Raw genomic sequence first — 11,699 nt, 5'->3', positions numbered from 1 at the left:
TTCCGGCTGGTGCGGCACAGGAGGGCCGCACCAGTCAGTATCGAAGCGCCAGAGGCGGATTTGTCAGCACTCGTGAACAAGCGGGTCCGGGACCGGCTCTCCCAGGGGTCCTTGGGGAAGGAAGAGAGCCGGCCCCGGTTCCGCTACCGCGCTTCCGACAACCCGAACTTGTTGTGGAACGCGCGGAGCCATCCCGGCAACCACCAGTTGCCGTTGCCGCACATGCGCATCAGTGCGGGCATGAGCGCACCTCTGATCAGCGTCGCGTCCACGATCACCGCGATCGCCAGGCCCACCCCGAGCAGTTTCACCGGGGTCAGCCCAGAGGTCGCGAAGGCGAACAGCACGACCGCGACGATCACTGCGGCCGCTGTCACCAACCGGCCCACCCGCTCGAGGCCCCACGCGACCGACGCCACGTTGTCACTGGTGAGCTCGTGGTGTTCCTTGATGCGCGACAACATGAACACCTGGTAGTCCATCGACACACCGAACGCCACGCAGAACATCAGGATCGGCATTCGGATGTTGACGTTGTCGGTGACGATGAAATCGCCGACCAACCAGCGCAGGTGGCCTTCCTGGAAGATGAAGACCATCGCCCCGAACGTGGCGGTGAGGCTGAGCAGGTTCATGAAGATGGCCTGCAACGGGATCAGCAGGCTTCCGGTGAACAGGAACAGCAGGATGAACGTGGTCACCGCGATGAACAGCAACACCCATGGCAACGCACCGCCGACGTTCACACGCGCGTCCACCAGCTGCGCGGCCTGACCGCCGACCAACCGGTCCGTGGACGGCGACGGCAGGTCTCGTACCTTCGCCACCAGGTCGCCACCCTGCGGCGAGTACGGCTCGGGCTCGGAGATGATCGACACCCAGGTGCCCACCTGCGCGTCGAACCTCGCCGAACTCGGGTCCGGTGGTGCGACCTGCTCGCCCTTGATGTACGAACCGGTGGCGGCGTCGACCCTGGTGACGCCGCCGATCTGGGAGAGCTTGGTGGCGTAGTCGCCGATCTTCGTGGAGTCGGCCTGCGCGGGCACGCCCGGCAGCACCACGGTGAGCGGCGAGTCCTCCTTGCTCGCGTAGTTGTCGCGGATGTACTGCGCGGCAACGTGTGCGGGCGCATCGGGCGGCAGCACGCGGTCGTCCGACTCGCCGAACTTCGCGCCCAGGAAGGGCGATCCCACGACGAGCAGCAGGGCCGTCACGATCAGGAAGAACGGCACCGGCCGCTTCATCACGATCAGCGACCAGCGGTGCCAGAAGCCACCGCTGCCGTCCGTCTGCGCCGCCTTCTTCCGTGATCTGAACAGGCCCTGCAGGCTCAGCGCGTCGACCTTGCGTCCGAGCACCGACAGCAGGGCGGGCAGTACGACCACCGCGCCCAGCGCCGCCAGCGCCACGACGGAGATACCTGCGTAGGCGAACGAGCGCAGGAAGTTCATGGGGAACAACAACAGCGACGACATCGATACCGCGACGGTCAGCGCGGAGAAGACGACTGTGCGGCCGGCGGTACGCACCGTTGTACCGATCGCTTCCTTCACATCGGATCCGCTCGCCAGCTCCTCTCGGAATCTCGTGAGGATGAAGAGGCTGTAGTCGATGGCGAGGCCGAGCCCGAGCGCGATTGTGATGTTCACGGCGAACACCGACACCGGCACCATCATGTTGAACACCTTCAACATGACGAGCGCGCCGACCACCGCCAGGCCACCCACCGCGAGCGGCGTCAGCGCGGCGATGACACCGCGGAACACCAGCAGCAGGATCAGCAACGTGAGCGGCGCGGCGATGAGCTCGGCCCGCACCAGGTCCTCGTCGCTCTGGGTGTTGACCTCGGCCCGGACCTGCGCGACACCGGTCGCCTCGACGGTGAACCCGTCGCGCTTGCCGACGATGTTCGGCACGATGCGCGTGGTCGCCTTGCTGACCTCGTTCTCGTCGCCGGCGAGCCGGACGAGCACCATCGCGGACTTGCTGTCCTCACCTCGAAGCGGCGGCGCGCCGTTCAGACTCCAGAACGACTCCGCCTGCACCACACCGGATTCCTTGGCGAGCCGGTCGGTGAGCTCCGTGCCGAACTTGACCGCGGCGGGGTCCTCGACGGAGCCCGGCGTCTTCACGAGGAACACCAGATGTGGTGCTCCTGCCTTGAAGTCCTTGTTCAGGATGTTGTCGGCGCGGGTCGCCTCCGCGTTGGTCGCGGTGATCCCGCCTTCGGACAGGCGTTCCGTGACGTCCGAGCCGAACGGCAGCGCGAGTCCGATCGCGACGACCACGGCGACCAGCACCAGGATCCGGCGCCGGAAGACGCCGTGTCCGATGCGTTCCAGCAGTGAGCGCTTCGCGCCCTTGCTGATGCCGGGCGGCGCCTCACGCTCCTTCTGGTCCGCTTCCATTTCTGCTCACTCCTCGGTGAAACTCCTGCGAGCGGGCGATCGTCACCCGATGACAGAAGTCTGCGGGCGCGGCCCGTCCCGAGACTTGTAAGAAACGGCTATACCCACCAGGGGTACACCCACTAACGGGTGTGGTTGTGCCGTTCCGGGACGTCCATGCATCCCACGGTCACCTTCTCGCAGTCCTCACTCGGAGGATGCGGCGACACCGCCCTGGCAAGCAGCGACGGTGCCAGGCCGAAGGTGCGGCGGGTGACGTTGGTGAGGTGTGCGGAGTCGGTGAAACCCGCGGTGTGCGCGGCCTCGGTCAGCGTGGAACCACCGAGCACCGACTCGACAGCGCGCTGCAGCCGCAGCCACAGCACGTATCGCCGGAACGACAGGCCGATCTCGGACGCGAACAGGTGGCGCAGCCGACTGTCCGAGATGCCCACCGCGGCGCTCACCTCGGCCAGCGACACCGGGCCGCTGATGATCGTCGGCAGGTACTGGATCGCGTCCTCCAGCACCGGATGGCCGACGACACCGGTCACGACCCGGCAGTCCACACCGAGCGCACCGAAGATCCGGCACACCAGCGCTTCCGGCTCCTGGTCGTCGTTGCCGAGCAGCGCGGGTGTCAACGTTCGAGCGGAATCGGCCCAGGACGCGACGGACGAGGACGAGACGCCACGGGCGACGAGTTCCCGGCCGGTGGTGCTCTCCGGTTCGAGGTAGAGCATCACCGTGCGCGGGTTTCCCTCGACGATGGCGTGCGGCTCGTTCGCCGGGATCACGGCGGACTGGCAGCGCCGCCGCCGGCCCTCGCCGTCCTGGAGCTCGATCTGGCCGTCGGCGACGACGATCTGGATCGCGTGGTGAGCGTGCTCGGCCGCGTGACCGACCGCGCCGAGGTAGAGCTGCCACCCCGGCCGGATGAAGCCGAACCCACCACTCCAGGTGTCGTCCGCCATCAGCCTCCCCTGTCCACGCCGGTCGCCGCATGTGGGCACCATTGTGGCAGGGGCGCACATCAGACGGTCGATTCGTCCGATTCAGCGACGTGCGCGAACGCGCGCACCTGCGCCGTCAACGCCACCTTGCCCGTGTTCTCGACCTCGACGCTGACGCCGAAGACGATCTCGGTGAAGCCGCGGATCCGCGGTGTGACCGACACCAGCTCGGCGGTGGTGCGGATCCGCGTGCCCGCCGTGACCGGAGCCGAGAACCGCAGCCGGTCCATGCCCTTGTTGAGCAGCATGTCCGTGCCGCCGACCTCGACGATTTCGGCGAGCTGGGACACTGCCAGCGAGATGGTCAGCATGCCGTGCGCGACCGTGGCTCCGAACGGTCCTTCCTTCGCCCGCACCTCGTCGACGTGCACCCACTGCGGGTCGCCGGTGAGGTCGGCGAAGGTGTTGATCATCTGCTGGTCGACCAGCCACCAGGTGCTGGTTCCCAGCGTCGTGCCGACCTCGGCGATCATCTCGGCGGGTGAGCTGTAGCGCTTCATTCGGTGTTCTCCGTCTTCCGGTTCAGCCAGGTGCCGGACACGCTGGTGGCGATGGCGTGCGCGCCGCCGTCGACGTGGATGAGCTCGCCGGTGACCGATGGCATCCAGTCCGAGAGCAGCGAGCAGACGACCCGGCCGACCGGCTCGGCGTCGCGCACGTCCCAGCCCAGCGGTGCCCGGTCGCCCCACAGCTCCTCGAGCAGCTTCTGCCCAGGTACGGATCGGGCCGCCACGGTGTGCAGCGGGCCCGCCGCCACCAGGTTCACCCTGGTGCCGTCGCGACCGAGGTCGTAGGCGAGGTAGCGATTGCAGCTCTCCAGTCCCGCCTTCGCCACTCCCATCCAGTCGTAGCCGGGCCACACCTGGCGGGCGTCGAAGTCGATGCCCACCAGCGACCCGCTGCCGGACTTGGCGAGCAGCGGTCCGAAAGCGGCGCCGAGCGTGGCGAAGGAGTAGGTGGAGATCTGCAACGCCGTGGCGACGTCCTCCCACGGCGCAGTGAGGAAGCCGCCGCCGAGCGCGGTGGCGGGAGCGAACCCGATGGCGTGCACGACGCCGTCGACCGCACCCCACCGCTGTTCCAGGTCGGCGACGACGGCGTCGACCTGGTCCCGTTCGACCACGTCCATCTCCAGGACGTCGCACGGCTCGGGCAGCCGGTCCGCAGTGAGCTTCGTGAGCCGCAGTGCCTTGCCGTGCCCGGTGAGCACGACCTCCGCACCCGCCTCCTGAGCCATCCGCGCGACCGCGTATCCGATGGAGTCCTCGGTGAGGACACCGGTCACAAGAATCCGTTTGTCCTTGAGCAGCATGGTGTTCCCCTACTTGGTGAACACGACGACGGCGTTGGCGCCGCCGAAGCCGAACGAGTTGTTGATGGCGACGTTCACCGGCATCCGGCGCGGCGCCTTGGTGACGATGTCCAGCTCGATCTGCGGGTCCTGGTTCTCCAGGTTCGCCGTGGCGGGGACGAGGCCCTGTTCGACCGACAGCACCGCGCAGACGGACTCGATCGCGCCGGCGCCGCCTAGGGAGTGACCGACGCTGCCCTTGACCGACGTGACGACAGGGCGGTCGCCGAAGATCCGGCGCACGACCTTGGCCTCGTTGAGGTCGTTGAGCGGTGTCGACGTGCCGTGGGCGTTGACGTGGTCGACCTCGTCCGGGCTCACTCCCGCGTCGGCGAGGGCCATCCGGATGGCGGCCTCGGCACCGGAGCCGTCCGGTCGCGGTGCGCTGACGTGGAACGCGTCCGAGGTCGAGCCGTAGCCGCTGAGCTTGGCGCGCACGTGGGCGCCACGGGCCAGCGCGTCGTCCAGCCGTTCCAGCACGAGCACGCCCGCGCCCTCGGAGGCGACGAAGCCGTCGCGGTCGACGTCGAACGGCCGGGAAGCGGCCGAAGGGTCGTCACAGCGGGTCGACATCGCGCCCATCCGGGCGAAGCCGGCGGTGATGAGCGGGCTGAGCGCCGACTCGGAACCGCCCGCGATCACCACGTCGCAGATGCCCTTCTGCAGCAGGTCACGTGCCGTACCCAGCGCGGTGACACCGGACGCGCAGGCCGAGGACACGCTCCAGCTCGGGCCGCGTGCGCCGCAGTCCATCGAGACGAACCCGGTGGAACCGCCCTGCCCGATCATCGGGATGAGCATCGGCGTCACCGCGGACACGCCGTCCTCGCGCAGCGCGGTGAGCTGGGCCTCGTACGTCGGCGTGCCGCCGAGCGCGTTGCCCATGATCACGCTGACCCTGGCGCCGTCCCAGGTGGCCGGGTCCAGCTTCGCGTCGGCGACGGCTTCCCGTGCCGCGTAGAGCGCCAGGTGGGTGAAGCGCTCCTGGCGCCACGCGCTGCGGCGGTCCAGCAGTTCGGCCGCGTTGAAGTCCGGCACGCGGCAGCTGAAGTCCACCGGCAACCCGATCCCGGACAGGCCGGGATCGGTGGTCGCGGTGGACTCGCCGCGCAGGATGCGTTCCCAGGAAGCCTGCACGCCGATTCCCGCCGAGGTGACCAGGCCGACCCCGGTCACCGCGACGTCGAAGGTGCCGCTCATCCGGCGACTCCGACCTTGCCGTCGATCAGGCTCGCGACCTTGGCGATGGTGTCGCTGGGCGAGACGTCCTCTTCGCTGATCTTGATGCCGAACTCCTTCTCGGCGACCATGCCCAGCTCGATCAGGGCCAGCGAGTCGAGGTCGAGGTCGGTCAGCTTCGAGTCGGAGCTGACCTCGCCCTCGGTGATGCCGAAACGCGAGACGAGCACGGCGGAGAGACGGTCGATGGTCGTTGACATGATGGTCACCCTCGTTCTGGTGGTTACTCGGACTTGGCGAGGCTCAACGCCTCGGGATCGGTGCCCCTGGCCAGCACGACGCCGTCGAACAGGCCGTCCAGGATGTCGCCGACCACGCGCAGCAGCAGGCGTTCGGCGATCGGGTCCATGGCGCCGGCGAGGCTCTCGATCCCGAAGTCGTAGGTGACCTCGAAGACGATCTCGCTGCCGTCACCGGACGCGGCGACCTGCCAGGTGCCGCAGAAGTCGGCGAAGTCGCCGTCGATCTGGGTGAACTCGACGCGCAGGCCCTCGTGGTCGAAGGTCTCGCGCTCGGTCCAGCTCAGCAGGCCCTGGCGGAACTCCACGGACCAGTCGGTGTGCCGGGGCTCGCCGGGACCGGCCGGGTGCTGCGTGATCGACCTGATTTCCTCGCACAGCTCGGGAAATCGGCTGAAGTCGCTGAGCCGCTCGAAGGCATCGGCCGGCGCGCACGCGGGCACCGCCGCCCTGAGCTCGATCGACCTCATTCTGGGCTCCTCATTCAGAAACTCCTCATCAGTCGCACCAGCGCGCGACCTTGGTGGCGGCCCGCTCCACCGCGTCCAGCAAGAACGCGACGTCCGAACCGGTCAGCACGGCGGGCGGGGTGAAGCGCAGGACGTGCCCCTCGTTGAGCGAGTGGTTGGCGACCACGCCTTCGGCGACCAGGTCGACCATCAGCAGCGTCGGCACGTCGGGCGTGGCGAACTCCAGCCCGATCAGCAGGCCTTCACCGCGGACGTCTCGCACGTGGTCGCCGAGCACGCGGGTGACGACGTTGCGCAGCTCCGGCAGGAGTTCCGCTCCGAGGTGGCGTGCGCGTTCGACCAGCCCGTCCTCCTGCACCGCGGCGATGGCGCCGATGACGGCCGCCATCCCCAGCGGGCTGCCGGAGAACGTCGAGGTGTGCAGGAACGGGTCGCGGTCGAACTCGCTGTAGGCGTCCTCGGTGGCGACCGCGGCCGAGACCGGCAGCAGTCCTCCGCCGAGTGCCTTGCCCGTGAGCAGGACGTCCGGTGTGATCGACTCGGCGTCAGCACCCCACCAGCTGCCGAGCCTGCCCATGCCGGTCTGGATCTCGTCGAGCACGAAGAAGGCTCCGAACTCCTGGCACAGAGCCGAAATCTCTTTGAGGTACCCGGAGGGTGGGATCACGACGCCGGCCTCGCCCTGGACGGGCTCCAGCACGACGCAGCACTCCCCCGGCGATGCCGAGAGTTCGGCACGGACAGCATCCGCGTCGCCGTAGGCAACGTGGGAGACGTCCGGCAGGAGCGGCTGGAACGGGCGCTGGAACGTGTCCTTCGCCGTGAGACTCAGGGCTCCCAGCGTCTTGCCGTGGTAGCCGCCGTGCGCCGAGATCAGCTTGCGCTTTCCCTTGCTGCGCGCCATCTTCACCGCTGCCTCGACGGCTTCCGTGCCGGAGTTCGCGAAGTGCACCTTCGTGAGCCCGTCCGGCACAACCGACGTCAACACCTCGGCGGCGCGGCCCATCGACGGTTCGAGGAACAGCCGCGTCGACACCGGGTGGGTGGCGAGCTGGACTGTCACCTCCTCGACGACCCTGGGGTGCCGCGAGCCCATGATCAGCACGCCGTAGCCGCCGCAGTTCAGCAGCTTGCGGCCGGTGTCGGTGTGTACCCAGGCGCCGGACGAGGCGACCTCCGCCTCCCCGCCGAGCAGCTCGGCGAGTGCCGCGCGGCCTTTTCCGAGGTGCGCCCGGTAACGGCGCAACGTCTCGCTCGCGACGCTGGTCATCATCCGGCCGTGAAGTAGTCGACGATCGAAGAAGCGGCACTGCTGCGCGACGGCGGGTGGAAGGAGATGCCGTGTGACGCGGCGGCCAAGTACGCGATGTCCGAAGAGGACACGTAGGCCATGCCGCCCAGCAACTCGACCGCACGGTTGACGACCTCGCCGATCGTTTGCTGCGCCCCGAACCTCGCGACCTGAGCCGCCGCGAGCGTGGTGTGGATCGGGTCGCCGGCGATCAGCTGACGTGCCACGGCCTCGGTGGCCAACGCCGCCGATTCGATGCGCACTGCGAGATCCGCACGGTCGGTGACAGATCCGCGGCCGCGCTCCAACACCTGCTGCACCAGTGCACTCGCGATACCCGTGTAGGCCGCGCTGACGGACAGCTGGAAGTGCACCAGCCCGGTCATCTGCAGCATGATCGCCTGCTCGATCGGCGGCGCGACCATCTGCTCGGCGGGCACGAACACGTCGGTGAGCCGAACCTCGTCGCTCTCCGCGCCGGCCAGCACGAAGCTCGACCAGAACGGGTGCACCGAAAGGCCCTCGGCGTCGGCAGGGATCACCGCGATGCCCAGGCCGGTGATGCTGTGCTCCGGCGGAAGGGCGACGCTGGCCGTCATCAGGTTCATCGACCGCGAGAGGCTGCACGGCTTCTTGGTGCCGCTGACCAGGAACCCGCCCTCGACCGGCGTCGCCGTCATCGTCGGCTGCAGGATGTCCTGGTCGGTTCGGCCTTCCGCGAAGGCGGACGACAGCAGCAGTTGGTTCTGCGTGATGCTGTCCAGCAGCGCCGGGTTCACACCACTCTCGGCACCGAAGGACACCGCGGCCACCATCGTGCTGACCGAGAACTGGTGCATCATCGTGGCGACGGCCGTGGACGGGGCAACGGCGGCGAGCGCACGCATGACCCGGACGGCGTCGAGGGCGTCAGCGCCAAGACCGCCATGTTCCTTCGGCACCAGCAGGTTCGTGCCACCGAGGGTGCGGAAGATCTCGATGCCGGGGTTCTTCTCCGACTCCAGCTCGGTCAGCGACACCTCGGCGAGCCGCTTGCGCAGACCCGGCAGGAGGCGGTCAAGCGTGGTCCGGTCGATCTCCATGAACTGCACTGCTACTCCTTGTTCTGGGCGGGAACGCCGGCGACGAGGCGGTACGAGTCGAAGACCGCTTCGAGGGGCCGGACACCCTCGGCGATCGACACGCCCTGCAGGTGGGAGGTCCGCAGGGCCGGGTAGTTGGCCTCGCCGAAGGCGCCACCGGTGAGACCGGTGCCGCCGTGGGTCGGGAGGTAGGGGGCGAAGCCGATGTGCGAGTCGTTGATCTTGAGCAGGCCGCCGTTGCGGACTCGCCGGACGAACTCGTCGATCACCGCAGGGGCCTTGCTCCACAACGAGTTGCGCAGGCCGTAGCGGTTGCTCTCGACGAACGCGATCACGTCGTCGAGCAGGCCGTGGTCCTCCGCTTCCGCCGGGACGACGACCGGGAGGAGGGGGAAGAAGGTCTCCTCGCGGACCATTTCGATGTCTCGGCAGTCCACAAGGCCATCCACGCGCAGCACCGTGGGTTCCAGGAACATCCCGGTGTCGGAGGGTGTGCCGTCGACTTCCAGCCGCCTTCCGCCGCGCACGAGCTTGGCGCCGTGCTCCAGCGCGTCACGTACATAGCCGAAGAACCTTTCCGTGCGCATGACCGGGGACAGCAGCACACCGTCCTCGTCCGGGTATCCGGGCTTCACCTTCTGCAGGGCGGCGTCCAGCGCGGCGAGGAGTTCGTCGGCGATGCGCGGATGTGCCACGACCTGATTGGGCACCATGCAGATCTGGCCGGAGCCGTAGAACGCCTCGGTGAGCGCCTGAGCTGCCAGCTCGATGTCCGCGTCGTGCCAGACGACCACGCAGTCGTTGCCGCTGAGCTCCAGGATCGGCTTCTTGCCTGCCTCGATGCATCTGCGTTCGACCTCAAGGCCGCGCTCGACGCTGCCGGTGTAGAAGATGTCGTTCACCAGCGGGCTTTCCAGCCAGGTGTCGATGGTGCGGCCCGGTCGCGCGCAGAACACGTTGAGCGTGCCGGGAGGTGCGCCGAGCTCCTCCAGCACCGGCGCGACGAACTCGCGCAGCAGGTACATCACACCGAGCGGCGCGCTGCGCGGTGCTCGGACGACGATCGCATTGCCTGCGAGCAAGGACATGCAGCCGAGAAGCGCGCTCGACGCCGGGGCGTTCTGGGGCGGGTTCACACACACCACGCCGTCGGCGACCCGGCGCACGAACAACCGGCGCGGCCCGGCCGTGAACTCCTGGCACAGCTGCGTTTCGAACCAGCTCAGCATGTCGTCGCTCGCCGCGGTCAGCATGCCGGACACCTGCCACTGCGCGAGCAGCCGCGGGTTGCCCTCGGCGATCAGCGTGTCGACGATCTCGTCGTGACGGGCGCGGACGCGCTCCCGGATCATCGCCATGCCCTCGAGCCGCGTGCGCAGCGGAGTCGCCGCCCAGATCGGCGCGGCTTCAGCAGCTGCACGCAGCGCGGCCTCGTTGACGTCGTTTTCTGCGGCAGCGCATCGTCCGACGATCCGATCGGCGAACTCGGCCGGGTCGGCAGCGCCGGAGTCCAGCTTCCGCTTGAGCGTCAGTGCGGAGAACACGTCTTCCAGCACCGAACGTGCGCTCACGGTGTAGAGGTGGCGGTCGGAGGCGATGTCCTGCCCGCCGACGAACGACGCGTAGGTCGGCACCGTCTTCATCCTGCTGCCTCTCATCGGTCCTGAGTCCCGCACCACAGTGGGGTATTGCGCTTCGCTAGATACATCCGCTGCGGTGCAACAACTTCCGCACTCACAGGCTGATGCCGCCGTCGACGTGGACGATCTGGCCGGTGATGAACTCGGCTCGCGGCGACACGAGGAAGGACACGAGGTCGGCGACCATGTCCGGCGTGCCGAACCTCCGCTGCGGAGTCATCGCCAGAGCGGCCTCACGCACCTTGTCGTCGAGTTCGGCTGTCATGTCGGTCTCGATGAACCCCGGCGCGACCGCGTTGACCCGCACGCCATGTGCGGCGACTTCTTTGGCCAGCGACCGGGTCAGCCCGTTCACGCCGGCCTTCGCGGCGGCGTAGTTGACCTGCATGGCGCTCGCGCGTTCGCCGACGATGGACGACACGTTGACGATGGCGCCGGCCTTGCGCCGCATCATCCCGAAGAGGACGCCGCGGCAGAGGTTGAACGTGCCGGTGAGGTTGGTGCCGAGCACGGTGTCCCAGTCCTCGCCGGACATCCGGAAGAACGCGCCATCGCGGACCACGCCGGCCGAGTTGACCAGCACCGCGATCGGACCGAGCTGCTCTTCGACCTGCGTGATGAACGCCCGCGCCGAGGCGAGGTCGTTGACGTCGCACACCTCGTGCACCGCGTCGGCACCCTCGGCCCTGATCAGCTCGAGCGTCTCCTTGACGTGGTCGTCGACCGCCCGCGAGCAGAACGCGATGTCGTGACCCTCGACGGCCAGCCTGACCGCGACGGCCCTGCCGATCCCGCGCGACCCTCCTGTGACGATCGCGCACGGACGCTCCGACATCGGTTCCTCCCCAGCTGGTGTGGTGACGGGGCGATCGCCCTTCACGGCCACAGACCCGGCCAGGTGCGGCGGAGATACCGCGGCGGCAAATTCGTCGCCGGAGTATCCAAACGGGCGCGGCACCCCACTGTGGGAATGCGACGTGAAGGAGC

Annotated in this window: 11 protein-coding genes; all 11 read right to left on the bottom strand. The window is 68.4% G+C overall.

All coding sequences use genetic code 11. From position 1 onward, the window contains the following. Positions 1-143: 143 nt before the first annotated feature. Positions 144-2,408 carry an MMPL family transporter gene (locus SK803_RS41615; RefSeq protein ID WP_319971728.1) on the bottom strand — a complete coding sequence of 755 codons (2,265 nt, stop codon included), beginning with the start codon at positions 2,406-2,408 and terminating at the stop codon, positions 144-146. Between the two features lie 122 nt (positions 2,409-2,530). Beyond that, positions 2,531-3,361 (bottom strand): helix-turn-helix transcriptional regulator, encoded by an 831-nt coding sequence (locus tag SK803_RS41610; protein ID WP_319971727.1) that lies wholly within the window; start codon positions 3,359-3,361, stop codon positions 2,531-2,533. A 59-nt stretch (positions 3,362-3,420) separates the two neighbouring features. Continuing rightward, positions 3,421-3,900, bottom strand: a complete 480-nt coding sequence (locus SK803_RS41605; RefSeq protein ID WP_319971726.1) for a MaoC family dehydratase — start codon at positions 3,898-3,900, stop codon at positions 3,421-3,423. Continuing rightward, entirely contained in the window at positions 3,897-4,712 is an 816-nt protein-coding gene (fabI, locus tag SK803_RS41600) for an enoyl-ACP reductase FabI (RefSeq protein WP_319971725.1), read from the bottom strand. The genes SK803_RS41605 and fabI overlap by 4 nt, the downstream gene beginning before the upstream one ends. A gap of 9 nt (positions 4,713-4,721) precedes the next feature. Next, positions 4,722-5,951: a beta-ketoacyl-[acyl-carrier-protein] synthase family protein gene (locus tag SK803_RS41595; protein ID WP_319971724.1), complete on the bottom strand. Its 1,230-nt coding sequence runs from the start codon at positions 5,949-5,951 to the stop codon at positions 4,722-4,724. Beyond that, positions 5,948-6,190 (bottom strand): acyl carrier protein, encoded by a 243-nt coding sequence (locus tag SK803_RS41590; RefSeq protein WP_319971723.1) that lies wholly within the window; start codon positions 6,188-6,190, stop codon positions 5,948-5,950. Before SK803_RS41590 ends, SK803_RS41595 begins: the two co-directional genes overlap by 4 nt. A gap of 23 nt (positions 6,191-6,213) precedes the next feature. Further along, entirely contained in the window at positions 6,214-6,699 is a 486-nt protein-coding gene (locus SK803_RS41585) for a type II toxin-antitoxin system RatA family toxin (RefSeq protein WP_319971722.1), read from the bottom strand. Positions 6,700-6,727: 28 nt separating this feature from the next. Beyond that, positions 6,728-7,969 carry an aspartate aminotransferase family protein gene (locus tag SK803_RS41580; RefSeq protein WP_319971721.1) on the bottom strand — a complete coding sequence of 414 codons (1,242 nt, stop codon included), beginning with the start codon at positions 7,967-7,969 and terminating at the stop codon, positions 6,728-6,730. Then, on the bottom strand, positions 7,969-9,072 hold the full coding sequence (locus SK803_RS41575; protein WP_319971754.1) for an acyl-CoA dehydrogenase family protein: 1,104 nt from the start codon (positions 9,070-9,072) through the stop codon (positions 7,969-7,971). Before SK803_RS41575 ends, SK803_RS41580 begins: the two co-directional genes overlap by 1 nt. An 11-nt stretch (positions 9,073-9,083) precedes the next feature. Beyond that, a complete protein-coding gene (locus SK803_RS41570; RefSeq protein ID WP_319971720.1) occupies positions 9,084-10,730 on the bottom strand; it encodes an aldehyde dehydrogenase family protein in 1,647 nt (548 codons plus the stop codon). A gap of 76 nt (positions 10,731-10,806) precedes the next feature. Beyond that, on the bottom strand, positions 10,807-11,547 hold the full coding sequence (gene fabG, locus SK803_RS41565) for a 3-oxoacyl-ACP reductase FabG (protein ID WP_319971719.1): 741 nt from the start codon (positions 11,545-11,547) through the stop codon (positions 10,807-10,809). Between the last annotated feature and the right edge of the window lie 152 nt (positions 11,548-11,699).

The sequence above is a fragment of the Lentzea miocenica genome (assembly GCF_033949945.1).
Lineage (GTDB): Bacteria > Actinomycetota > Actinomycetes > Mycobacteriales > Pseudonocardiaceae > Lentzea > Lentzea miocenica.
This window is presented reverse-complemented; position numbering and strand designations above follow the sequence as displayed.

Coding starts and splice junctions, on each gene's coding strand:
- SK803_RS41575 (WP_319971754.1), bottom strand. CDS start 9,072: ATGGAGATCGACCGGACCACGCTTGACCGCCTCCTGCCGGGTCTGCGC.
- fabI (WP_319971725.1), bottom strand. CDS start 4,712: ATGCTGCTCAAGGACAAACGGATTCTTGTGACCGGTGTCCTCACCGAG.
- SK803_RS41605 (WP_319971726.1), bottom strand. CDS start 3,900: ATGAAGCGCTACAGCTCACCCGCCGAGATGATCGCCGAGGTCGGCACG.
- SK803_RS41585 (WP_319971722.1), bottom strand. CDS start 6,699: ATGAGGTCGATCGAGCTCAGGGCGGCGGTGCCCGCGTGCGCGCCGGCC.
- SK803_RS41610 (WP_319971727.1), bottom strand. CDS start 3,361: ATGGCGGACGACACCTGGAGTGGTGGGTTCGGCTTCATCCGGCCGGGG.
- SK803_RS41595 (WP_319971724.1), bottom strand. CDS start 5,951: ATGAGCGGCACCTTCGACGTCGCGGTGACCGGGGTCGGCCTGGTCACC.
- SK803_RS41615 (WP_319971728.1), bottom strand. CDS start 2,408: ATGGAAGCGGACCAGAAGGAGCGTGAGGCGCCGCCCGGCATCAGCAAG.
- fabG (WP_319971719.1), bottom strand. CDS start 11,547: ATGTCGGAGCGTCCGTGCGCGATCGTCACAGGAGGGTCGCGCGGGATC.
- SK803_RS41570 (WP_319971720.1), bottom strand. CDS start 10,730: ATGAGAGGCAGCAGGATGAAGACGGTGCCGACCTACGCGTCGTTCGTC.
- SK803_RS41590 (WP_319971723.1), bottom strand. CDS start 6,190: ATGTCAACGACCATCGACCGTCTCTCCGCCGTGCTCGTCTCGCGTTTC.
- SK803_RS41580 (WP_319971721.1), bottom strand. CDS start 7,969: ATGACCAGCGTCGCGAGCGAGACGTTGCGCCGTTACCGGGCGCACCTC.